Here is a 22,384-nt window from a genome sequence, read left to right as displayed (position 1 = left end):
GCCAACATACTAAGCACGTCGTTCCGGCGCAGGCCGGAACAATGCCACTGGCATTGTTCCGCCTAATTTGACTTTCGCCGTTCAGCTCACTCCGCGTCCGGCTGATGACTCGGATGCGCCGCCTTAAACGCCGGCAAATCCACACACAAATCATTGATCCGCGCGATGGTCGGATACGCCGTCACGTCGATATCGAAGCGCTTCGCATTGAAGACCTGCGGCACCAGGAAGCAGTCGGCGATGGTCGGCGTGTCGCCGTGGCAGAAGCTGCCGGTGCCCGGGTTGCGCGCCAGGTGGGCTTCGAGCGAGCGCATGCCTTCGATGACCCAGTGGCGGTACCAGTCGGTCTTCGCTTCTTCCGGCTGCCCCAGGTGCTTCACCAGGTACTTCAGCACGCGCAGGTTGCAGATCGGGTGGATGTCGCAGGCGATGATCTGCGCCAGCTCGCGCACCCGCGCCCGGCCGACCGCATCCCTGGGCAACAGCGGCACCATCGTATGCACCTCTTCCAGGTACTCGATGATCGCCATCGACTGGCTCAGGACGATGGCATCGTCTTCCAGGGCCGGCACCAGGCCGCTCGGGTTGACCTCCAGATAGGGGTCCAGCAGGTGCTGGCCGCCGTCGCGCAGCAGGTGCACCGGCACCGCCTCGTAGTCCAGCCCTTTCAGGTTCAGGGCGATGCGCACCCGGTACGCGGCCGAGCTGCGGAAATAGGTATAGAGCTTCATGCCTGCCTCCTGTGATAGCGTGCGACCTCCTGGTCGATCGCGCCGAAGATGCTGGCGCCGTCCTGGTCGACCATTTCGATGCGCACGGTGTCACCATACGCCAGGTAGGGCGTCGCCGGCTTGCCCTGTTCAATCGTCTCGTACATGCGCACCTCGGCCAGGCAGCAGTAGCCGACGCCGCCGTTGGCGATGCTCGAGCCATGCAGGCTGCCCTGCTTGTTCGATACCGTGCCCGAGCCGATGATGCTGCCCGCGCCCAGTTCGCGCGTCTTGGCCGCATGCGCCACCAGCTGGGCGAAGCTGAAGGTCATGTCCTCGCCCGCGTTGGGACGGCCGAAGGGCTGGTCGTTGAGGGTCACCAGCAGCGGCAGGTGCAGCTTCGAATCCACCCAGGCCTCGCCCAGCTCATCCGGCGTCACCGCCACCGGCGAGAAGGCGCTGGCCGGCTTGGACTGGTAGAAACCGAAGCCCTTGGCCAGCTCGTTCGGGATCAGGTTGCGCAGCGAGACGTCGTTGACCAGCATCACCAGGCGGATCGCCGCGGCCGCCTCTTCCACCGAGGCGCCCATCGGCACGTCGCCGGTCACCACCGCCACCTCGGCTTCCAGGTCCACGCCCCACTCTTCCGACAGCACCGCGATCGGGTCGCAGGGACCGACGAAGGAATCGGAACCGCCCTGGTACATCAGCGGATCGGAATAAAAGGATTCCGGCACCTCGGCATTGCGCGCCTTGCGCACCAGCTCGACGTGGTTGATGTAGGCCGAACCGTCGCACCACTGGTAAGCGCGCGGCAGCGGCGAGTGGCATTCTTCCTCGATGAAGGACTCGGCCTTGTCGGCGGTCCCCAGGTTCAGGCGCTCGTACACCTTCTTCAGCTGCGGCGCGACTTCTTCCCAGTGGTCCAGTGCGCACTGCAGGGTGCGGGCAATCTTGGGGACGGCCTGGCAGGTGACCAGGTCGCGGCTGACGACGACCAGCGTGCCGTCGCGGCCGCCGGTCTTGAGGGTGGCGAGTTTCATGGGATTCCCTTTGCAAATAATGACTCTTCGCCATTAAAGAACAAATCGTACTATCATTCAAACAGTATTTTTCACCCGATTTATTAGATTAGCTTATGAATCCGACTTTACGCCAGATGCGCGCGTTCGTGGCCCTGGCCAAGACGGGTAACTTTACGCTCGCCGCCCAAAGCATGCACGTGACGCAATCCGCGCTCTCGGGTTTGATCAAGGAGCTCGAGCAGACCCTGGGCGCCAAGGTCGTCGACCGCAGCACCCGCCGCGCCCTGCTCACCGACATCGGGCGCGAGCTCTACCCCTTGTTCAGCCAGATGATCGACGACCTCGACGGCGCCCTGGCCAACGTCGCCGATCATACGCAGCTGAAAAAGGGCATCGTGCGCATCGCCGCGCCCCAGCTGCTGTCCTGCACCCTGATGCCGCAGGCGATCGCCGCCTATCGCGCGCTCCACCCCGACATCGAGGTGCGGCTGGGCGACACGGCGGTGGAAAGCGTGATCGCGCGGGTCCTGTCGGGCGAGGCCGACTTCGGCATCGGCCCGGAACGCGAACCGGCCCCGCCGCTCGATGCGCAGCTGCTGTTCGAGATGCCCTTCGCGCTGGTCTTCCCCAAGGGACATGAGCTGGAAGGACAGGAGCGCATCAGCTGGAAGGACGTCGCGCGCTATCCGCTGATCTCGCTGCAGGGCCAGTTCACCGAGCGCCTGCTCGACGACGTCCACGCCTCCCTGCGTGAAGTCCCGGTGAAGCCGGCCAACGAAGTCACCTTCATGACCACGGCCCTGGCCATGGCCGCCGCCGGGCTCGGGGTGACGGTGTGCATGCCCTACGCGGCGCCGCTGGCCGCGCTGTACGGCCTGGTGATGCGCCCGCTGGAAGCGCCGGTCCTGAGCCGCCGTTTCTTCATCTATACGCGCCCGGGACGCTCGCTGTCGCCGGCGGCGGAAAGCTTCATCGGTTTCCTGCAAGAGTTCGTCGCCAAGGCGAAGGATTAGCGGCCACGCTACAATCCGTGGATGTCCCTCAACACCATCGAAATCAACCGCCTGATGGACCGTTTCGACAGCCACGCCAGCGTCTGGCTGTTCGGCTACGGCTCCCTGATCTTCAAGGCCGACTTCCCCTTCATCGAACGCCGCCCCGCCAGCATCCAGGGCTGGAGCCGCCGCTTCTGGCAGGGTTCGCACGACCACCGCGGCACCGAGCACGCCCCGGGCCGGGTCGTGACCCTGGTGCCCGATGAAGGCGCCACCTGCCACGGCATGGCCTACCTGGTCACACCGGAAGAATTCGCCCACCTCGACCACCGCGAGAAAAACGGTTACCTGCGCCTGGCCACCGAGATCGCCTTCGAGGACGGCAGCGCCGCCGAGGGCATCGTCTACATCGCCACCCACGAGAATGCGGCCTTCCTCGGCCCGGCCAGCGAGCGCGACATTGCCCGCCAGATCGCCACGGCGCAGGGTCCGAGCGGCCCGAACAGCGAATACCTGCTGGCGCTGGCCCGCGCCCTGCGCGAACTCGGCAAGCATGACGAGCATGTGCATGCGATCGAGCGCCACCTAGCCGAGCTCATCGGGCAAGCTTCACCGTGACCGTGGGAAATAGATTAATTTTTCACTTTTCAACTTAACGCGGTCGGATGGACTAAACTCGTAGTTCACCTCCACCTTTACGTAGAACGATGTCCGACTCGTCTTCCGCTGCCGAATCACTGCCCACGCCTCCCGATGTCGTCCAGAGTGGACTGAACTTCCCGGTAGTCGGCATCGGTGCGTCCGCCGGCGGCCTGCCCGCCCTGATGCACCTGTTCGAAAACATGCCGGCCGTGAGCGAGATGGCCTTCGTGGTCATCCTGCACCTGTCGCCCAAGCACCCGAGTTCGGCCGCGGAGATCCTCCAGCGCGCCACCCGCATGCCGGTGATCCAGGTCAGCAGCAAGGTGCAGATCGAGCCCGGCCACATCTATGTCATCGCACCCAACCTGCACCTGACCATGATGGACGGGCTGCTGCTGGTCGACGAACTCGAACGTCCGCGCGGCCAGCACGTGGCGATCGACCTGTTTTTCCGTACGCTGGCCCAGGTGCACCGTGAGCGTGCCATCGCCATCGTGCTGTCGGGCACCGGCTCGGACGGCGCGGTGGGCATCGCCCGCGTCAAGGAACAGGGCGGCGTCACGCTCGCGCAGTCGCCGGGCGACGCCGAGCACGAGGGCATGCCGCAGGCCGCGATCCGCACCGGCGCGATCGATTTCGTGCTGCCGGTGGTCGACATGGCGCAGAAGCTGATCGACCTGTGGAACAACGCCAAGACCATCCAGCTGCCCCATTCGGCCGACAAGGAAATCTTCGCCGAGCCGCCGCCCTCGCCGGCCGACATCGCGAACGCCGAGGCGGCGCTGCAGGACATCATCGGCGAGCTGCTGGGCCGCACCGGCCACGACTTCCGCCACTACAAGCGCGCCACGGTGCTGCGCCGCATCGAGCGCCGCATGCAGGTGCGCCAGGTGCACACCCTGCCCGAGTACCACGGTGTGCTGGAAGCCGACGAGCACGAATACAAGTCGCTGCTCGACGACATGCTGATCGGCGTTACCAACTTCTTCCGCGACCGCGAGGCCTTCGAGGCGCTCGAGCGCGACATCATCCCGGAACTGTTCAAGGACCGCGTACCTGGCGACGAGGTGCGCGCCTGGGTCGCGGCCTGCGCCACCGGCGAGGAAGCCTATTCGCTGGCGATGCTGATGGCCGACCAGGCCGCCCTGATGGAGCATCCGCCGAGCTTCCAGGTGTTCGCCTCGGACCTCGACGACAACGCGATCGACAAGGCGCGCTCCGGCACCTACCCGGCCTCGATCATCACCGACGTCGCCCCGACCCGCCTGCGCCAGTACTTCAACAAGGAAGACGACCACTACCGCACCCGCAAGTCGCTGCGCGACCGCATCCTGTTCGCCTCGCACAACCTGCTGCGCGACCCGCCGTTCTCGCGGCTCGACATGATTTCGTGCCGCAACCTGCTGATCTACCTGAACCGCGACGTGCAGATGCGCGTTCTGCAGACCTTCCACTTCGCGCTCAAGCCGGGCGGCTACCTGTTCCTGGGCAGCTCCGAGTCGGCCGAGTCGGTGTCGGACTATTTCATCACGGTCGACAAGAAGAACCGCATCTACCGCGCCCGCGGCGGCGGCCGCCTGCTGCACGCCCAGAGCGCCTCCTCGGCCATGCTGGGCCCGCGCCTGCCCGAGGTCATCCGGCCCAAGCCGCCGGGCAAGCGCCAGACCACCTATGCCGAGCTGCACCAGCGCGCGCTGGCGCAGGTGGCGCCGCCCTCGACGGTGATCGACCGCGAAGGCAACCTGGTGCACATGTCCGAGCAGGCCGGCGTCTTCCTGCGCATGGCCGGCGGCGAACCTTCGCGCAACCTGCTGGCCCTGGTCCTGCCCGAACTGCGCCTGGAACTGCGTTCGGCGATCTACCAGGCGATCCAGGCCGACACGACCATCGACTGCCGGCCGGTCGAGCTCACCGAGCACCGCGAACTGGGGACGGTCGCGATGTCGGTGCGCCCTTTCCGCGACGACGAGTCGGAAAGCGATTTCCTGCTGGTGCTGTTCAATCGCGCTGAGCAGGCACCCGACCGGGCACCCGCGCTGCGCTCCGACGGTACCCATGACGTGGTGCTCGGCCAGCTGGAGGCCGAGCTGCAGCGCAAGCGCGAGCAGCTGCAGGAGACCATCGAGAACGCCGAGATCTCGACCGAGGAGCTGCGCGCCTCGAACGAGGAACTGCAGGCCATCAACGAGGAGCTGCGTTCGGCCACCGAGGAACTCGAAACCAGCAAGGAAGAGCTGCAGTCGGTGAACGAGGAACTCGTCACCGTCAACTACGAGCTCAAGGTCAAGGTCGAGGAAACCGGCAAGGCCAACGACGACCTGAACAACCTGATCGCCTCGACCGACATCGCGACCATCTTCGTGGACAGCGGCCTGCGCATCAAGCGCTTCACGCCGCGCGCCGCCGACCTGTTCTCGATCATCGCCTCCGACGTCGGCCGCTCGCTGCTCGACCTCACGCACAAGCTCGACTACGACCAGCTGGCCGAGGACGTCAGCGCCACCTTCGACACCCTGCGCCTGGTCGAGCGCGAGGTGCGCAGCAACGACGGCCGCTACTACATCGTGCGCCTGCTGCCCTACCGCACCAACGAGGACCGGATCGAAGGCGCGGTGATGACCTTCTTCGACATCACGCTGCGCCGCCATGCCGAGGAGCAGGCGCGCGCCAGCGAGGCGCGCATGCAGATGGTGGCCGAGAGCGCCAACGACTACGCCATCATCACGCTCGACCACGAGGGCCGCACCACCAGCTGGAACAAGGGCGCGGAAACCGTGTTCGGCTACAGCGCCGACGAGATGCACGGCCACACCATGGAGCACCTGTTCACTCCCGAGGACATCGCCGCCGGCGTGCCGGCGGAAGAACTGCGCCGCGCACGCGAAGACGGCCGCGCCGAGGACGAGCGCTGGCACGTGCGCAAGGACGGCAGCCGCTTCTTCTGCAGCGGCGTCACCACGCCGCTGCACAATGGCGATTTCTACGGCTACGCCAAGATCGCGCGCGACGTCACCGGACGCGCCCAGCAGGAGCGCGAGCGCCAGCGCACCCTGGCGCGCGAAGTGGCCGACCGCGACACCGCCGTCCAGGCCGCGGCGCTCAAGGACGAGTTCCTGTCGGTGATGGCGCACGAGCTGCGCCATCCGCTGAACATGATCCACATTAACGTGGAACTGCTGTCGCGCATGCCCGAGCTGCGCCAGTCGGCCAACTTCATGCGCGCCGCGGCGATCATCCGCGGTTCGGTCATGTCCCAGGCCAAGATCATCGACGACCTGATGGACATCTCGCGGGTCCGCACCGGCAAGCTGTCGCTGACCATGTCGCCGGTGGTACTCGACGCCGTCCTGCAGGGCATCGTCGACGTCACCCGCGCCGACCCCGCGGCACGCGACATCGCCATCGGATTCAGCGGCGACACCGCGGGCGTGGCCGTGCTGGCCGACCTGGTCCGGATCGAGCAGGTGGTGATGAACCTGCTGAGCAACGCGATCAAGTTCACCCCCGCCGGCGGCCGCATCGAGCTGCGCACCGCGCGCGAGGAAGGCTACGCCCGGGTCGACGTGGTCGACAGCGGCCAGGGCATCGCTCCGGCCTTCCTGCCGCACGTGTTCGACATGTACGGCCAGAGCGCGTCGGTGACCACCCGCGCGAAAGGCGGCCTGGGGATCGGCCTGGCGCTGGTGCGCGAGATCGTCGCCCTGCACGGCGGCCGGGTCGAAGCGGCCTCCGAGGGCATCGGCAAGGGCGCGCGCTTCAGCTTCTGGCTGCCGGTGCTCGACCGGACGGTCCCGCTGCCCGGCGCCGAGGACGACGCGGACGACAACCTGTCCGACCTGCGCATCCTGCTGGTGGACGACATGGAAGACATGCTGCAGTCCTTCCAGTCCCTGCTGGAGCTGAGCGGCGCCCGCGTGTTCGCCGCCGGCAGCGCCCAGGCCGGCCTGGAGATCCTGGCGCGCGAAGACGTGGACCTCTTGATCTCGGACATCTCGATGCCCGACGTCGACGGCTACGAATTCCTGCGCATGGTGCATGCGATGCCGAAGTATGCGCAGCTGCCCGCGATCGCCATCACCAGCATGCGGCGCGACAGCGACATCGCCAGGGCGCGCGATGCGGGCTATGTGGCCCACCTGGGCAAGCCGGTGTCGGTGGAACGCCTGAACGCCATCGTGCGCGACCTGCTGCCGCGCCGTGAAAACGGGCCAGCGGATCAAGCGGTTTCGTAGGGTGGGCGGGTCTTCCCGCCCGCGCGTTCAAACTTCGGTAATGCCGCCAGCGCGGCTATTCCACGATTAGCTGAACGCGCGGCCGGCGTAGCCGGCCACCCTACGAATCAGCACCGCGCCAGCTTCAGGCAGAGCGGCGCGCGCGGCCGCAGCGAAATGTTCTGCACCGCCTCCGGCGCCCCCTGCCCTTCCGGCACCGACATTGTGTAGTGCTGCAGGATCATGGCGGCGATCACGGTCAGCTCGGCCAGCGCCAGGTGCTGGCCGAGGCAGACGCGCGGCCCGGCCCCGAAAGGCAGGAAGGCGCCGCGCGGGATCGGCGGCGCATCCGGGGCGAAGCGTTCCGGCCGGAAGATCTGCGGCTCGGGAAAGCTGCGCGCATCCTCGTGCAGCAGGAAGATCGGCACCATGAACATGGTCCGCGCCGGCACCATCCAGCCTCCCAGCACGATCTCGCGGGTCGAGCGCCGGCTCATCAGGACCGGCGCCGACGGATACAGGCGCAGGGTTTCATTGAGCGTCTGCGCCAGGTAGCCGAGCGCGGGCAGGTCGGCCTCAACCGGCGCCCTCGCTCCCAGCACGGACCGTACTTCGCGTCGCGCGGTTTCCTGCGCCTCCGGGTTGGCCGCCATGCACCAGGCCCACCACGCCAGCGTGGCGGCGGTGGTCTCGTGGCCGGCCAGGAAGGCGGTCATGCATTCGTCGCGCACCGCGGACAAGGGCCAGGCGGCCGGGTCGGCGCGGTGCAGCCGCAGCAGGCGGTCCAGCAGGTCGGCCGGCCAGGCCTCGACCGGCAGGGCGAGGCGCGCTTCCACGTGGCGCGCGATCAGGCCCTTCAGGGTGGCCAGCATCGCACGCTTGCGGCGCTTCCAGGGCATCCAGTCCGGCCAGCTGGCGGGCCAGTACATCTCGGCGTTGCCGATCACGAGGGCCTCGTGCACCGCCGCTTCGGCCGCGCGGGCGTCTTCCCCGATCTCGCTGGAGAACATCATGCGCATGATCACGTCCATGGTGAGCGCGGTCAGCGCGCTGTCGATCGGCTGACTGGCGGATGCGGCCGGCCAGCCGTCGAGCGCGCGCGCGGTGGCCGCGGCGATGGTATCGACGAAGGCCTTCACCGGACGCGGCGCGAACTCCGGCTGCAGGGCCTGGCGTTTCGCGCGCCAGGCGGCGCCTTCCGCGATCATCACGCTGTGGCCCTGGGTCTGGGCGAAGATGCGCACGCCGCGCTCCCACCGCAGCAGCGCGTCGTGGTGGTTCACCAGCAGCTCGCGCACCAGCGCCGGATCGCTCACGACCAGCTGGTGCTCGGGCCACATGCGCAGGTGCACCAGGTCGCCGTAGTCGGCACGCCAGGCGCGCAGGGCCGCAGGCAGGCCACGCGCCATGTGCGCGATCAGGCCCCAGCCGGTCAGGCCGGACGGCGGGCCGGGCGGCCACGCGCCGGCGGGATGGCTGGCCGGCGGCGTGGCGCCGCCGTGGAAGGGGCATTGGGGAGAGGTCGGGGTCGTCATACCCCGCATTTTTCCCGGCTTCGCTGCTCGCGTCTTGAACCCAAACGACATCGACAGCTGCTACGCACTTGCCTATACTGCAAGACCATGGTCCCCGACAGCGCCGCACCCCTCCTGCCCACGTCAAGCTGCCCGCCACTGCAGGCCCGCGCGCCGCGCGCCGCCGCCGCGGGCCGGCATCCGATCGACCGCCTGCTGCTGGCGCCGCCCGCGCTGCAGGGCGCGCTGCTGGCCCTGGTCAGCCGCGACACCCGGCAGCTGTTGCTGTCCGACGCGCAGCGGCTGTCGCACTTCCCCGCCTCGCCGATCGTGACCCTGTCCTGGTTCCACGACGTCGACATGGGCCTGGTGGATGCCGATACCGGCTGGCGCCCGTTCGGCGCGCGCATGATGATCTCGGGCAGCTTCTCCCGTCCGCTCGCGACCTGGTCCCCGACGAGCGGCCGTGGCTACATGGCCTGCTTCCCGCCCGATGCGGCCCAGGCCCTGTTCGGCCTCGACCTCGCCGCGGTGCAGGACCGCTTCGTGCCGGCGCACACGGTGCTCGCGCCGGAGTGGCAGCCCTTCCTCGACGCGCTGCTGGAGGCAAGCGACGATGCTGCCGCCCTGCGCGTGCTCGAGGACCATCTCGGGCGGCGCTGGCGCAGCGTGCAGGGTCGCCCGTCAGAGCGGCCCTCGCTGCGCGAGATGGGGCGGCACTGGGTGCAGCGGCTGGCCTGGAAGGCACACGGCTGGCGCAGCACGCACAGCGCACGCCAGGTCGAGCGCCGCATCAAGTCCTTCAGCGGGCGCTCGCTGCGCGAATGGCAAAGCCTGACGCGTACCGAAGGCCTGTTCTTCGCCGCCCGCGACCGCTACGAGAATGGCCAGCCCTTCGACTGGGCCACGCTGGCGCTGGACGAGGGCTTTTCGGACCAGGCCCACCTGAGCCGCGTCACCCGCCAGGTCTGCGGTTTTCCGCCGACCGAGTTCGCCGACCGCTACATCGAGGACGAATCGTTCTGGATCTATCGGCTGTGGGTATGACAGCCATCCCTTATCAACCAGGAGCAGCGATGAAGATCTTCACAAGCATCCTGGCGGCGCTCGTACTGGCCGCCCCTGCCGCCACGGCCCTCGCCGATGCGCCAAGCGAGTTCAAGAACCAGACCGCCGGCATCGCACTCACCAGGCCTGCCGGTTGGCACACCATCAGTGCGGCCCAGAACATGGAGAACATCAAGGCGATGAAGCTCCGCGACGAGGAGCTGCATGCCATGTTGAAGCAGTACGCGACTGCACCACTGCTTGCAATGACGAAGTACAAGGAGCCATTCGACGACGTCAATCCGAGCTTCAAGATCAACCTCAAGCCCTACGGCAATCTGAAGGGCATCCCGGCGCCGGAACTCATCAAGCTGGTGCTGCCCCAGTTCCAGAGGGCGTTCAAGGATTTCGTCGTGGTCCAGGTCCCTACCGAAGTACGGGTGTCAGGGATACAATCGGCCTACGCCCGGATCAGCTACACCATGGAACTTCCCGATGGCCGCAGCTTTCCCACCGCGTCCGAACTCTGGATTGTGCCCCACGGAGATTATTTCTTCATGATTGGCGCGGGAACGAGGCAGGACGAGAAAACGGGGACACGGGCGGAAATACAAAGCATCCTGGACACCATCAGGATTACACAATAAGCGCCAGGACATACGCGCATGCCAAACGGAGGGAATACGATGGGAATGATGAAAACGATGGCGGCAGCTTGCTGCGGATTGCTGCTTGCCTCTTCGCTGCCGGCGGCCGCCCAGGCCCCGGCCCCTGCGGCCGCTGGCTATGACGCCGCACTCGCGACATCGCTCGGCGCCGACGAGCGCGGCATGCGCAGCTACGTGCTGGTCATCCTGAAGACCGGCCCGAAGAAAGTCGAGGACAAGGCCGAGCGCGCGAAAATCTTCGAGGGGCACTTCGCCAACATGGGCCGCCTCGCCGCCGAGAAGAAGCTGGCCCTGGCCGGCCCGCTGGACGGCAAGGAAGGCCGCCGCGGTATCTTCGTGATGGCCACGCCGGACATCGACGAGGCCAAGCGCCTCGTCGATACCGACCCGGTTATCATCAGCGGGCTGATGGAAGCCGAGTACCACAAGTTCTTCGCCTCGGCCGGGCTGATGATGGTGAACGAAGTGCACAACAAGATCCAGAAGAAGTAAGTCCGTCACACCGGACGGGGCAAGGTCTTAAAACAGGTCCATCTGCCCCGCCGCCTTCCCGCCTCCTTTGGCGGACGAGGGCGCCGAAGCCGGCACCACCAGCGGCTTGCGGAACTGCGAGCCATCGAGCCTGCCGAAGCGCCCGCGAATGTTGCCCATCCCGAGCCGGTCGACCGCCTTGGTAAAACGCTGGCGTATCAGGTCGGCCCACACGCCCTCCCCCTGCATGCGCTTGCCGAACTCGCTGTCGTAATCCTTGCCGCCGCGCAGGTCACGGATGCGATTCATCACCCGCTGCGCCCGATCGGGGAAATGGGCTTGCAGCCATTCCTGGAACAGCGGATTGACTTCCCAGGGCAGGCGCAGCACGGTGTAGTGCGCGCCGATGGCGCCGGCATCGTGCGCCGCTTCGAGGATGCGCTCGATCTCCGGCTCGGTGACGAAAGGAATGATGGGCGCCACGCTCACGCTCACCGGGATGCCGGCCTCGGTCAGGGTACGGATCGTGCGCAGGCGGCGTGCCGGCGCCGCCGCGCGCGGTTCCAGGGTGCGTGAAATGGCCGGGTCGAGCGTGGTCAGCGTGATGGCCGCGCAGGCCTGGCGCTGCTCGGCCATGGGCGCGATCAGGTCGATGTCGCGTTCGATCAGCGAGGACTTGGTGATCAGCCCGACCGGATGCCGGCATTCGCGCAGCACTTCCAGCACCTGGCGCGTCAGGCCCAGTTCGCGCTCACAGGGTTGATAGGCGTCGGTGTTGACGCCGATGGCGATGTGCTCGGGCACGTAACCGGGCTTGGCTAGTTCGCGCCGCAGCAATTCGGCCGCGTTGACCTTGGCGAATAAACGGCTTTCGAAATCGAGCCCCGGCGACAGGCCGAGGTAGCTGTGGGTCGGCCGCGCGAAACAATAGATGCAGCCGTGCTCGCAGCCCCGGTAGGGATTCAGCGAGACATTGAAGGGGATGTCCGGCGAAGTGTTGCGGGTCAGGATGCTCTTGGCGACTTCGTCGGTGACCACGGTCTTGATGTTGACGGCGTCCTCTTCGTCACGCTCCCAGCCGTCGTCGAATTCTTCGCGGCCATTGACTTCATACCGGCCCTGCACGTTCGAGACCGCCCCCCGCCCCTTGTGCGACGCGAGCGGACGCGGGCCGAGCATGGGCTGCTCGTCCACGGGCTGGCGCTGGATGGGTTTGCGATCGGGCACGTCGGCTCCATACTGTATGTTTATACAGTATTGTACGCCACTGCCCGGAAGGCTTCAAGTAGCCCCGTTAGGGTGATCAGGGTATGAGGTCATCACTAGGTGAATAAAATTTTCATTGGATGAATTAATACGTTACTTGCTCTAATGAAAACTTCACTCGTACACTGTACGCTCGCCAACGTCCGCAATCGGCTAGGAGCGGAAGTTGAGCGAGTCAACCCCTAATGGAGCATCATGCCAAAGCACGTGAACATTTTTCTGGTCGCCGGCGCGCTGCTTAGCGCAAGCGCAGCAGTCCTTCATCTTTGCATTATTGTTGGCGGTCCGGACTGGTATCGTTTCTTCGGCGCGGGTGAACGCTTTGCTGTGGCGGCCGCAAACGGTCACTCTTATCCGGCCTTCGTCACGGCCGGTATCGCAGCCATACTAAGTGTGTGGTCCATCTACGCTTTGGCAGGGGCAGGTGCTATTCAGCGATTGCCGCTACTCAGAACAGTGCTGGTTGGTATCACTACCATCTACATGGTCCGCGGGATCGCGTTCGCACCTGCGGTGATAGCTGCAGGTGGGCCAATTACGCCATTCGTGCTCTGGAGTTCGGTCATTTGTCTCGGGCTCGGCATTGTCCATTTAGTGGGAATGATCCAGAATTGGCGCGCACTTCGACCGAGGTAAGGGCGTTATAGCTTCGTCCGCTTCGAGTCGTAAGCAGACGCTAGAGAAGGACCGCAATCGGACAAAAGAATCGTCACAACTGATTGACTGAGAAACACCGATGGAACTGTCTAAACCGATCGACCTTCTATTTACACGTGACTCAGTGATTCGTGTTCTTAGCTATGGTGCTAATCCAAAGGCTAGCCCGTACAGCCACAAGCAGATCGCTGAGTGGTGTGATCGTTTTTGATGTCAGTACCTGGATATCGACGCTGAACCAGCAATAGAAGAGTTGCTACCTGTGTTAACCGATGTCGAAACGCAATGGGACCTCTACCTCGTGAACACATATTCGATTGACGAGTTATGTTCGAAATCGTTTGATGACGTGACGATGCCCGTGCAATGGTTTCACGACTGGCTGAAGGAAATCGAAAAGTAAAGCACTGAAGGTCTGCTCCGGGTCGGAAGCGGACACTACAACTCGGGCCATTTGATAGTTTTATTCGGTCACGGCGTGATCGCCGGCGCAAAGATTTTTCGGGTCTGGTGAGAATTTTCTCGACGTGGTCCGCTGATGTGCACATGTCGATTCAGGGTAGGCGTTCTCGGCCAGTCGTGACATTCCGTGGATTTTCTATCTCGGCGAGCAGCTATTCTCTGCGACAGATCGGTTTCGACCAGCGGGCACAAATTTTTTGCCGGCACAACGGGCACCTCTAATCGACGTCCATTAGATCAGTTATGCATGTTCGACAATTAAGCTGCGTTGACGACGCGGCCAATCTATGACAACTGCTCTTTACGGAGCGAAACTATACAACGGAAGGTTCTTACATGGTTTTTAGCTGGCGGTTGTCTTGTCCCACGCGCAATAGCATCATCCCTATCCTATTGCTAGGTTCCAGTGCTGCTCTTGCACAGCAAGCTACGCCTCATTGCGCATTCCCGAATTCGCGTCTTGGTGGCCCTGTTAACGCGCACACGCGCTTCGTTGAGGAAAACCTGCTGCCGACGATTGTCACAGCGGACACCAAGCCCATCGCGTTGGAAGAGCGCATGCGGGCTCATGGAGTGCCTGGAGTGAGCGTTGCGGTCATCCACAACGGGAAACTTGAGTGGGCCAGAGGCTGGGGGGTGCGCGACACAAACACCTGTGCCCCCGTCACGCCCCAAACGGATTTCCAGGCAGCGTCAATCAGCAAGGTTGTCACGGCGCTAATCGCACTGCGGCTTGTTGAGCAAGGCAAGCTTGACCTCGACAAGGACATTAACAGCTATTTGACATCGTGGAAGCTGGCGCGGCACGAGAAGCTGGCACCAAAGTCCGTCACGCTACGTGAACTGCTCAGCCACACAGCCGGTCTCAACGTTCACGGCTTTCCTGGCTATGCGGTTGGGAGACCGGTTCCCACTGCCATGCAGGTACTGGACGGCAAAGCGCCTGCAGTCACGGAAGGAGTGAAGCTAGTACTGCCAGCCTCGCAACAGTGGCAATATTCGGGCGGCGGCTATGTCATGGCCCAGGTCGCGATGAGCGACGTGACAGGGCTGCCATTCGAGCAGCTTGCAGAACAGGAAGTGCTGCGCCCGCTCGGAATGCGTCGAAGCTCTTTTGCTCAACCCCCCACCCCGAAGGTCTTGCGCAATGCCGCCTTTGGCCATGCTGATTGGAAAGTCATTGCCGGGGGCTACCACATCTATCCGGAACTAGGCCCAGCCGGGTTATGGGCAACGCCAGCTGACCTTGCTCGACTGCTCCTCGACATCCAGGCCTCGGCCAACGGCCGCCCGTCCAAAATACTTTCACCGACAATGACAGCACAAATGCTGACGTCCGTGAAGGGAAACTGGGGCTTGGGCCCGGCCCTCTTCGGGGCGGGGGCGGACCGTCGGTTTGGGCATGACGGGGTCAACGAAGGCTTCCAATCCACGATGGTAGGTTATGTCCACAAAGGTAGCGGCATAATCGTGATGACGAACGGAGCGGGTAAGCGTCTGGCCGATGAGATCGTCCGCGCCGTTGCTACCGACTACGGTTGGAATGACCTTGCTGTCAAGCCTATCGTTGAAGCATCCTTATCCCCAGCTGCGCTCACCCGCTTGGCCGGCCGATATGCAGGGAGTGGCATGTCTGTCTATCTAGACCTCAGAGACGGCCATCTATTTGCGCAGACCGGCGGTCCCGAGCCGGAGCGTCTTATCGCACTGGCACCAAAGCAGTTTAAAACCCAAGTCAGCGGCATCGTCGTCGAGTTTCAGGATGGGCAAGACGGCGGGGTCAAGGGATTCCGAATTTTAGAAGGCGGGCCGCCGATCGAACTCGCGCGCACGGCTGACGTTGCCTCCGATCCATTTGCCTCGCCACTTTTCCTGCGAGGCTCGATGAACGGCTGGAACCTATCGCAACCCATGACAAAGACTGCGGACGGCACGCTCGCGGTTGAAATGCCGCTTGTAGCGGGGGACTACCAGCTCAAATTCGCGTCTGAAGACTGGCAGACTGCCGAATTCGGAAGTACTGGCACGACGCCAATCAATGGAGTGGTCAGTGCCCTTCCGCTTATACCGCACGGCGCCAACATTCGGGTGACGATCACAACACCGGGCACCTATCGCTTTGAGCTGAAGCGAGCAGGTTCTAATGCCGCCTTCACCCTGAAGAAGGTCGGTCCACACAGTGGAATCTGATATCGGGTACGCGCTGTCTGTCGGGTAGTGGGCATATAACCATGCAAAGTTACCTTCTACGATTGCAGTAAGCCCACAACCCCACCCAGGAGACGGTCACCATGCAGGAGCAAGCGACTACGCCATGCGGCTTCCTTTGAGGTGTCAGGTTCCAGCTTGTCCATGTCCTGCTCCGTGTCGTTGAACTCGAAGAGAATTGTGCCAGCTTGAAAAGTCGAAAGATATAACGCCGCTCGGGAACCGGTTACGATTCAGGGACCTACGTGGTCACGTAGTGACGATTTAACTCATCCTCTACAGCGGGAACGTAGGCGGCTTGTTGCTGCACAAAACCGTCGAAGGCATCCAGCAAGGGCTGCATGCCCCCTCCCCCACCCTCCAACTGCGCCAGCGCCAGGGCGGCCGCTTCCAGCGAGGACAGCTGGTGCGGGGCATGCGCCTTGCGGATGCGGTAATTCGACGGCGCGACCTCGCGCAGCGCCAGCCGCGGCAGGTCTTGCAGGGCCGGATTCAGGTACAGCATCTTGCGGCTCTTGCGCCAGGTCGCATCCAGCACCGCCAGGCGCAGCCGGTCGGCCTCAACAGGTTCGAACGCAGGCGGCGCCGGCAAGTTGGCGCCGCCCGGCGTGTCTGGATACAGCAGCACCGGCACACGCCCTTCCGCATGCAGCAATGCGGACAGCTGGTCCGGATCGAAGCGCTCACCCACCGCCAGCACGCTGCCTGCCACGCTCAGGTGCAGCAGGCGCGCGCTGTTCTTGGCGTTGGCCACCTCCAGCGGATGCTGCAGCACCAGCAGCGCCGCACGCGCCTCGACGCGCGTGATCCAGCGGCAGATGCAGGCCGACTGCGCACGCAGGCAGGTCGCGCAACTCGCGCGCTTCATGGTGCCGGCGTCCAGCCGCCGCCCAGCGCCCGGTACAGGTCGACGTGGGCCGCCAGCAGGCTGGCACGCAGTTGCAGCACTGTATTCTCGGCGCTGAAGGCATTGCGCTGCGCGTCCAGCTCCTCGAGGTAGGACGCATAGCCATTGCGGTAGCGGTTATGCGCCACCCGCAGCACCTCATTGGCGGCAAGGCGGCGCGCCTCGGCTTCCGTCAATTGGCGCCGCAAGCTGTCGATCGCGGCCAGTGCATTCTCGGTCTCGGCAAAGGCACCGCGCACCACGTTCTCGTAGGCAAACACGGCGCGGTCGCGCACGGTCCCCGCGATTTCGGCCTGCGCACGCAGGCGGCCGGCGTCGAACAACGGCGCCAGCACGCTGCCGCCGATGCTCCACAGCTCGACCGGAGAACGCAGCAGGCGCGCGACGCTGGCGCCTTCCACGCCAAGCGATGCCGTCAGCCTGATCGAGGGCAGCAACTGGTCGCGCGCCGCCGCCAGGCTGGCGTCGCTGGCCGCCACCGCGCGCTCGGCCTGGGCGATGTCCGGACGCCGCCGCAACAGCTCGGACGGCAGGCCGGGACTTGGCGCCGGCATACGCAGCGCGAACAGCGGAACGCCGCGCGCCACCGGGCCGGGGCTCGCGCCGACCAGCAAATTCAGGGCCTGCTCCTGCTGCGCGATCGCGCGTTCCAGCTGCGGCAGCACGCCGCGGGTGGCGTGCAGCTCGGCCTCGGCCTGCGACATCTCCAGGCGCGAACTGTAGCCGACTTCGAACTGGTGGCGCGCCAGCGCGAACGAGCGCTCGCGCGAGGCCAGCGTCTCGCGCGCCAGGGCCAGCTGGGCGTCGAGGCCGAGCAGATTCAGATAGCCTGACGCCGTGCTCGCCGCCACCGACAGCGCCGCCGCATCGAGCGCGGCTTCCTGCGACAGGGCCTCGAAGCGCGCGGCCTGCGTGACGCTGTCCATGCGTCCGAACAGGTCGAGCTCATAGGCCGCCTGCACCGCACCGACCAGCGAGGTCACTTCGACCGGCTGGCCGAGCGGGCCAATGGTGCGTGCCCGCGTCGGCGCGAACGAAAGATTCAGTGCAGGCTGCTGCGCGCTGCCGGCGACACGCACGCGCGCCGCGTATTCCTGCAGGCGCGCACGGGCGATGCGCAGTTCGCCATTGTTGTCGAGCGCACGCCGCACCAGCGCGTCCAGCTGCGGATCGCCGAAGGCCTTCCACCAGTCGCGCGCGACGGCGGCGTCGTGCGTGGACGCGGTGCGCCACGCGGGCGGTACCTGCAGGGTCGGCGCGGGCGCCGGCTGGGGCGTCATCGCGCAGCCGGCCAGCAGCAGCGCTGCGAGACAGGCCGCCCTCATTGCGCATCCTTGCGTGCGGATGCCGTATCGATCGTGGCCACCACCGACATGCCCGGCCGCAGGCGACGGGCCAGCGGCTGGCTCGGATCGATGCTGATCCGCACCGGGATGCGCTGGGCGATCTTGACGAAGTTGCCGGTCGCGTTATCCGGCGTGATCACCGAAAACTCGGAGCCGGTCGCCGGCGCGATCCGCTCCACGCGGCCGCGCAGGCTGGCGTTGTTCAGCGCGTCCACCGTGAAGCTCACCGGCTGGCCCAGGCGCACGTCGGCCATCTGCGTTTCCTTCATGTTGGCGATGACCCAGAACTGCTCCGGCACCAGGGCCGTGAGCTGGGCGCCGGCGTTCACGAAGGCGCCCTGGCGCACCGTCACCTGCCCCAGCTTGCCGTCGCGCGGCGCCAGGATGCGGGTGTTCGACAGCTCGATCTCGGCCAGCCGCACCTGCGCTTCGGCATTCGCCACCGCGGCGTCGAGCGACGCGCGGCTCACGCCCACCGAGCGCAGGTTCTGGCGCGCGATCTCGAGCGCCGCCCTGGCCTGGTCGCGCGCGGCCACCGCCTGGGCGCGGGCGGCGCGCGCGGCATCGCGCTCGCGCGCCGATAGCGAGCCGTCGGCCGCCAGTTCCTCCACCCGGCGCAGGTCGGCCTCGGCGCGGCGCGCCTGGGCTTCGCTAGATGCCAGGGTCGCCTGGTTCTGCGCGATCGTGGCCTGGGCGCTGCGATTGGTCTGCGCGTAGTTCTCGAGTGCGGCGCGGCGCGTGGCCAGTTCGGCACGCGCCTGTTCCAGCCGTTGGGTCGGGATGCGGTCGTCGATGCGCACCAGCAGTTCGCCCTGGCGCACCGCCTGGAAGTCCTGGACCGCCACCTCCACCACGTAGCCGCTCAGCTGCGGGCTGATGATGGTCACCTGCCCGCGTACCAGCGCGTTCTCGGTACTCTGCAGCGCGCTGCGGAAGGGCGGCAGCTTCCAGGCGTAGAGCACGACCAGCACGCCGACCAGGGCGATGGCGCCGAAGGCGAGTGCGCTCAAGAGGATGCGGCGCGAACGTGGGACGGCGGGGGATGTGGATGGTTCGGGCATATCAGTCGAGGTCAGTCAGTTACCGGTTCGGGTGGCGGGGGCGCCCCGGGCGGCGGCGGCGCCGGTACGGCCTGGGGGACGGGGAAGTAATGCAGCCACACGGCGTGCAGGAAGATCCATGCGGCGCTGGCGGCGGCGAGTACCGACAGGACGAGGAAGACGTCGTTGTAGGCCAGGATGTTGGCCTCGCGCGTGGCGCTCGCGGCGAGCGAGGCCACGCCCTGGCGGGTGCGCGCGGCCGGATCGGCCAGCAGCTGGCCGACGGCGGCGGCGCCTTGCTGGATGCGCCCGGCCACCAGCGGATCGAGGCTGCTGAGGTGCTCGACGATGATGGAAGAATGGTACTTCTCGCGCAGCACCTGGAAACTGCCGACGATCGCGGAACCGAGCAGGCCGCCCAGGTTCTGCGTCAGGCCGAACAGTACCGAGAAGCTGATCAGGTTGGCCGGATTGGCGATCACGGTGCCGATCAGCGAGATCACCAGCGGCCCCAGGAAGAGCGTGCCGCCGAAGGCGAGCAGGCTCTGGCTCAGGTACATCTGTTCCGGGCGGGTCTGGTTGGTGGCGTGGGCGTCGAGCCAGGCGCCGAGCGCCATGATCAGGAGCGAGATGACCTGCGGCGCCATCAGGTGCTTGACGTTGACCGTCAGCGCCGAGACCACGATGCCGGCGATGGTCGCGCACAGCACGATGCCGTACAGGGTCTGCAGCTGGTCGTTGTCGAGGCCCACCAGGCGCAGGAAGCCGACCGCGCCGACACTCTGTTCGGACAGGACGATGCGCACCAGGATCATCGACAGCGCCAGGCGCAGGATGTTCGCGTTGGTGAACCAGCGCAGGTTCAGCAGCGGGTTGGCGCGATTGTGTTCGACGCACAGGGCCGCCGCCAGCAGGACGATCGCAGCGGCCAGCGCGGCGCCGATCCAGGGCGTTTCGAACCACCACAGCACGCGGCCGAAACTCAGCGCCGCGCACAGCAGCGCCATGCCGGGTGCGAACAGGACGAAGGTGACGAAGTCCATCGGCCGGAAGGCCTTGAGCCGGTCGCCCGGCGGCAGTTTCAGCAACAGCACCGCGCCGAGCGAGACCACGGCCAGGCCCAGCTCGAACATGTACAGGCCGCGCCATTCGGCGATCTGCAGCAGGTCGTTGGAAAAGATGTAGGCCAGCGGCAGCGCCAGCTGGGCGCAGCCGAGCGCCAGCGCCACGCCGCGCAGCCGCCATTCCTTCTTGAAGGCCTGCAGCACGTAATACAGGCCGAGCGGCGACACCGCCGCCGCCAGCATGCCGTGCGCGGCGCGCACCGCGATGGCCGAGCCGAGATCGTTGACGAACAGGTGGGCAAAGGTCACCAGCGCGTACAGCACCAGGAAGAACTCGGTGAACAGGCGCAGCCCGAACTGCTGGCGGAACTTCACCAGCAGCAGGTTCATGGAGGCGTTCGCCATCACGTAGGCGGCCGGCAGCCAGGCGGTCTCGGTGGAATAGGCGCCGAGGGTGCCCTGCAGGTTGACCAGGTTGACGGCCACCAGCGCATTGCCGAGGCCGCCAGTGATGGTGATCAGGATGCCGACGAAGAGGTAGGCGAAACGCAGCGGTGTCGGATGGGCGGGCGTGGAGGGCGAGCCCGGAAGCATCGGCTTCTCATCGGGCGCCCACTCGCGCGGCGCGTACTTGCTCATCCGATCATTCTCCCTTTCCTTGCAAGCTACACATGATAACCGCTCACGAAAAACCGCGTCGGATGGTCACGAACACAAGAATGGCGTAGTCACTTTGGCATGCCACGAAAATTTACCTCCGGAATTGCTATTACGAGTATTGCCCTGCCTTTTCTACGTACCTAGAATCAACTTATGCCATGCGGAAATTGTTCCGTATTTTGTTTCACCCGGTACGTAGTCGAGACAGTCAACATGGTCCCACGCTTCACGCTCCGCAACCTGCTGGCCGCCGCCCTGGCCGCCGCCGCCATGATCCCCGGGATCGCCGTGCAGCAGGAGTTGCAACTTGATCACCGCATGAACGAACACATCGAGCAGGTGCCTGCCGGCCCGCAGGGCCGCGCCATGCTCGAAACCACGGTGTTCCAGCCGAATGGCCCGGGCCCCTTCCCGCTCATCATCATCAACCACGGCAAGGATCCGGGCCGCCCGAATCTGCAGCCGCGCGACCGCTTCTACCACATGGCCACCGCCTTCGTGAAACGCGGCTATGCGGTGATGGTCCCGATGCGCCAGGGTTTCGCGAATTCGACCGGCCGCTACCGCGACTACGGCTGCAACATGACCGCCAACGGTTACGCCCAGGCGGAAGACATTGCCGCCACCCTTGCCTATGCGCGCCGGCAGAACTGGGTCGATACGAACCGCATCGTGGTCGCCGGCCAGTCCTACGGCGGCCTGGCGACCATCGCCCTCGGCACCCAGGAACAGCCGGGCGTACGCGGCCTGATCAATTTCGCCGGCGGCCTGCGCGACGACAGCGACCGCTGCGCCTGGCGCTCGGCCCTGGTGTCGGCCTTCTCCGAGTACGGCGCGAAAGCCAAGCTGCCGACGCTGTGGATGTACGGCGAAAACGACTCGCTGTTCGGCCCCGAGCTGGCCAGCCGCATGCATGCGGCCTTCGAACAGTCCGGCGGCCGCGGCCGCCTGGTCGAGTTCCCGGCCTTCAAGCGCGATTCGCACGGCATGCTGGCCAGCCGCGACGGCGAAAAAGTATGGCTGGACGACACCATGCGCTTCCTGGCCCAGATCGGCATGCCGACCAAGGTACTCCACGACGTGCCGGCGCCGCCGACCCCGGCGCGCACCGACTACGCGCAGGTGGACGACATCGAGGCCGTGCCCTTCCTGTCCGAGAACGGCCGCCGCGCCTACCAGGAATACCTGACCAAGATGACCCCGCGCGCCTTCGCGGTGTCGCCGAGTGGCGCCTGGACCTGGGCCGAAGAAGGCGAAGACCCGGACGGCCGTGCGCTGGCCACCTGCACCGCCAAGAGCAAGGAGCCGTGCCGCCTGTACTCGGTGGACGACTACGTCGTGTGGAACGGCGACCTCGGCCAGGCAGAGAAGACCTCGGTCACGGCCTCGGTCACGCCGGCGCCGCAGCCGGCAGCGGATGCGGTCAACTCGACGCCGACCACCTCGATCGGCTCCAACAAAGCAACGAATTAGTAGGGTGGGCGGCTTTGC

Annotated in this window: 17 protein-coding genes; 9 read left to right on the top strand and 8 right to left on the bottom strand. The window is 65.7% G+C overall.

What is annotated here, in order from left to right; all coding sequences use genetic code 11:
* Positions 1-86 precede the first annotated feature (86 nt).
* Positions 87-731 carry a maleylacetoacetate isomerase gene (gene maiA, locus ACSQ25_RS07630; protein WP_436105103.1) on the bottom strand — a complete coding sequence of 215 codons (645 nt, stop codon included), beginning with the start codon at positions 729-731 and terminating at the stop codon, positions 87-89.
* The gene (locus ACSQ25_RS07625; RefSeq protein WP_436105102.1) at positions 728-1,753 is read right to left on the bottom strand and encodes a fumarylacetoacetate hydrolase family protein; all 1,026 of its coding nucleotides are present in this window, start codon (positions 1,751-1,753) and stop codon (positions 728-730) included. Before ACSQ25_RS07625 ends, maiA begins: the two co-directional genes overlap by 4 nt.
* Before the next feature lie 95 nt (positions 1,754-1,848).
* Between ACSQ25_RS07625 and ACSQ25_RS07620 the strand changes: the two genes are divergently transcribed.
* The 3 genes from ACSQ25_RS07620 (at position 1,849) to ACSQ25_RS07610 (ending at position 7,604) form a co-directional block, all read left to right on the top strand.
* The gene (locus tag ACSQ25_RS07620; protein ID WP_436105101.1) at positions 1,849-2,748 is read left to right on the top strand and encodes a LysR family transcriptional regulator; all 900 of its coding nucleotides are present in this window, start codon (positions 1,849-1,851) and stop codon (positions 2,746-2,748) included.
* Positions 2,749-2,769: 21 nt separating this feature from the next.
* Positions 2,770-3,348, top strand: coding sequence for a gamma-glutamylcyclotransferase (locus tag ACSQ25_RS07615; protein ID WP_436105100.1), 579 nt, complete (start codon positions 2,770-2,772; stop codon positions 3,346-3,348).
* Positions 3,349-3,437: 89 nt separating this feature from the next.
* Entirely contained in the window at positions 3,438-7,604 is a 4,167-nt protein-coding gene (locus tag ACSQ25_RS07610; protein ID WP_436105099.1) for a CheR family methyltransferase, read from the top strand.
* 107 nt (positions 7,605-7,711) lie between these two features.
* Here ACSQ25_RS07610 and ACSQ25_RS07605 read toward each other — a convergent pair whose 3' ends face one another.
* Entirely contained in the window at positions 7,712-9,118 is a 1,407-nt protein-coding gene (locus tag ACSQ25_RS07605) for a cytochrome P450 (RefSeq protein WP_436105098.1), read from the bottom strand.
* 87 nt (positions 9,119-9,205) lie between these two features.
* Between ACSQ25_RS07605 and ACSQ25_RS07600 the strand changes: the two genes are divergently transcribed.
* From ACSQ25_RS07600 to ACSQ25_RS07590, 3 genes are read left to right on the top strand one after another with little or no spacing between them, the layout of a single operon-like run.
* Positions 9,206-10,144: an AraC family transcriptional regulator gene (locus ACSQ25_RS07600; protein WP_436105097.1), complete on the top strand. Its 939-nt coding sequence runs from the start codon at positions 9,206-9,208 to the stop codon at positions 10,142-10,144.
* A 29-nt stretch (positions 10,145-10,173) separates the two neighbouring features.
* Positions 10,174-10,791: a hypothetical protein gene (locus tag ACSQ25_RS07595; protein ID WP_436105096.1), complete on the top strand. Its 618-nt coding sequence runs from the start codon at positions 10,174-10,176 to the stop codon at positions 10,789-10,791.
* 39 nt (positions 10,792-10,830) lie between these two features.
* Positions 10,831-11,304, top strand: a complete 474-nt coding sequence (locus ACSQ25_RS07590; RefSeq protein ID WP_436105095.1) for a YciI family protein — start codon at positions 10,831-10,833, stop codon at positions 11,302-11,304.
* 27 nt (positions 11,305-11,331) lie between these two features.
* Here ACSQ25_RS07590 and ACSQ25_RS07585 read toward each other — a convergent pair whose 3' ends face one another.
* Positions 11,332-12,462 (bottom strand): PA0069 family radical SAM protein, encoded by a 1,131-nt coding sequence (locus ACSQ25_RS07585; protein ID WP_436108038.1) that lies wholly within the window; start codon positions 12,460-12,462, stop codon positions 11,332-11,334.
* 282 nt (positions 12,463-12,744) lie between these two features.
* On the opposite strand from ACSQ25_RS07585, the gene ACSQ25_RS07580 reads away from it, so the two are divergent.
* Together ACSQ25_RS07580 and ACSQ25_RS07575 are read left to right on the top strand one after the other, a co-directional pair.
* Positions 12,745-13,185: a hypothetical protein gene (locus tag ACSQ25_RS07580; protein ID WP_436105094.1), complete on the top strand. Its 441-nt coding sequence runs from the start codon at positions 12,745-12,747 to the stop codon at positions 13,183-13,185.
* Positions 13,186-14,004: 819 nt separating this feature from the next.
* Positions 14,005-15,858, top strand: coding sequence for a serine hydrolase (locus tag ACSQ25_RS07575; protein WP_436105093.1), 1,854 nt, complete (start codon positions 14,005-14,007; stop codon positions 15,856-15,858).
* Between the two features lie 259 nt (positions 15,859-16,117).
* Here the strand turns inward: ACSQ25_RS07575 and ACSQ25_RS07570 are convergent, their stop codons facing one another.
* From ACSQ25_RS07570 to ACSQ25_RS07555, 4 genes are read right to left on the bottom strand one after another with little or no spacing between them, the layout of a single operon-like run.
* Positions 16,118-16,744 (bottom strand): tRNA-uridine aminocarboxypropyltransferase, encoded by a 627-nt coding sequence (locus tag ACSQ25_RS07570; RefSeq protein ID WP_436105092.1) that lies wholly within the window; start codon positions 16,742-16,744, stop codon positions 16,118-16,120.
* Positions 16,741-18,108, bottom strand: a complete 1,368-nt coding sequence (locus tag ACSQ25_RS07565; protein WP_436105091.1) for an efflux transporter outer membrane subunit — start codon at positions 18,106-18,108, stop codon at positions 16,741-16,743. Before ACSQ25_RS07565 ends, ACSQ25_RS07570 begins: the two co-directional genes overlap by 4 nt.
* Positions 18,105-19,190, bottom strand: coding sequence for an HlyD family secretion protein (locus ACSQ25_RS07560; protein ID WP_436105090.1), 1,086 nt, complete (start codon positions 19,188-19,190; stop codon positions 18,105-18,107). Before ACSQ25_RS07560 ends, ACSQ25_RS07565 begins: the two co-directional genes overlap by 4 nt.
* 11 nt (positions 19,191-19,201) lie before the next feature.
* Entirely contained in the window at positions 19,202-20,872 is a 1,671-nt protein-coding gene (locus ACSQ25_RS07555; protein ID WP_436105089.1) for an MFS transporter, read from the bottom strand.
* Positions 20,873-21,106: 234 nt separating this feature from the next.
* On the opposite strand from ACSQ25_RS07555, the gene ACSQ25_RS07550 reads away from it, so the two are divergent.
* Positions 21,107-22,366, top strand: coding sequence for a dienelactone hydrolase family protein (locus ACSQ25_RS07550; protein WP_436105088.1), 1,260 nt, complete (start codon positions 21,107-21,109; stop codon positions 22,364-22,366).
* Positions 22,367-22,384 lie beyond the last annotated feature (18 nt).

It is taken from the genome of Massilia sp. LjRoot122, from assembly GCF_964252725.1.
In the GTDB taxonomy this organism is placed as follows: domain Bacteria; phylum Pseudomonadota; class Gammaproteobacteria; order Burkholderiales; family Burkholderiaceae_D; genus Telluria.
Note: the sequence above shows the minus strand (reverse complement) of the source record. Positions and strands in the feature narration are given on the sequence as shown.

What these genes read in the sequence shown, in the direction of transcription:
- maiA (WP_436105103.1), bottom strand. Translation starts at nt 731, where the DNA reads ATGAAGCTCTATACCTATTTCCGCAGCTCGGCCGCGTACCGGGTGCGC.
- ACSQ25_RS07625 (WP_436105102.1), bottom strand. Translation starts at nt 1,753, where the DNA reads ATGAAACTCGCCACCCTCAAGACCGGCGGCCGCGACGGCACGCTGGTC.
- ACSQ25_RS07620 (WP_436105101.1), top strand. Translation starts at nt 1,849, where the DNA reads ATGAATCCGACTTTACGCCAGATGCGCGCGTTCGTGGCCCTGGCCAAG.
- ACSQ25_RS07615 (WP_436105100.1), top strand. Translation starts at nt 2,770, where the DNA reads ATGTCCCTCAACACCATCGAAATCAACCGCCTGATGGACCGTTTCGAC.
- ACSQ25_RS07610 (WP_436105099.1), top strand. Translation starts at nt 3,438, where the DNA reads ATGTCCGACTCGTCTTCCGCTGCCGAATCACTGCCCACGCCTCCCGAT.
- ACSQ25_RS07605 (WP_436105098.1), bottom strand. Translation starts at nt 9,118, where the DNA reads ATGACGACCCCGACCTCTCCCCAATGCCCCTTCCACGGCGGCGCCACG.
- ACSQ25_RS07600 (WP_436105097.1), top strand. Translation starts at nt 9,206, where the DNA reads ATGGTCCCCGACAGCGCCGCACCCCTCCTGCCCACGTCAAGCTGCCCG.
- ACSQ25_RS07595 (WP_436105096.1), top strand. Translation starts at nt 10,174, where the DNA reads ATGAAGATCTTCACAAGCATCCTGGCGGCGCTCGTACTGGCCGCCCCT.
- ACSQ25_RS07590 (WP_436105095.1), top strand. Translation starts at nt 10,831, where the DNA reads ATGGGAATGATGAAAACGATGGCGGCAGCTTGCTGCGGATTGCTGCTT.
- ACSQ25_RS07585 (WP_436108038.1), bottom strand. Translation starts at nt 12,462, where the DNA reads ATGCTCGGCCCGCGTCCGCTCGCGTCGCACAAGGGGCGGGGGGCGGTC.
- ACSQ25_RS07580 (WP_436105094.1), top strand. Translation starts at nt 12,745, where the DNA reads ATGCCAAAGCACGTGAACATTTTTCTGGTCGCCGGCGCGCTGCTTAGC.
- ACSQ25_RS07575 (WP_436105093.1), top strand. Translation starts at nt 14,005, where the DNA reads ATGGTTTTTAGCTGGCGGTTGTCTTGTCCCACGCGCAATAGCATCATC.
- ACSQ25_RS07570 (WP_436105092.1), bottom strand. Translation starts at nt 16,744, where the DNA reads ATGAAGCGCGCGAGTTGCGCGACCTGCCTGCGTGCGCAGTCGGCCTGC.
- ACSQ25_RS07565 (WP_436105091.1), bottom strand. Translation starts at nt 18,108, where the DNA reads ATGAGGGCGGCCTGTCTCGCAGCGCTGCTGCTGGCCGGCTGCGCGATG.
- ACSQ25_RS07560 (WP_436105090.1), bottom strand. Translation starts at nt 19,190, where the DNA reads ATGCCCGAACCATCCACATCCCCCGCCGTCCCACGTTCGCGCCGCATC.
- ACSQ25_RS07555 (WP_436105089.1), bottom strand. Translation starts at nt 20,872, where the DNA reads ATGAGCAAGTACGCGCCGCGCGAGTGGGCGCCCGATGAGAAGCCGATG.
- ACSQ25_RS07550 (WP_436105088.1), top strand. Translation starts at nt 21,107, where the DNA reads ATGGTCCCACGCTTCACGCTCCGCAACCTGCTGGCCGCCGCCCTGGCC.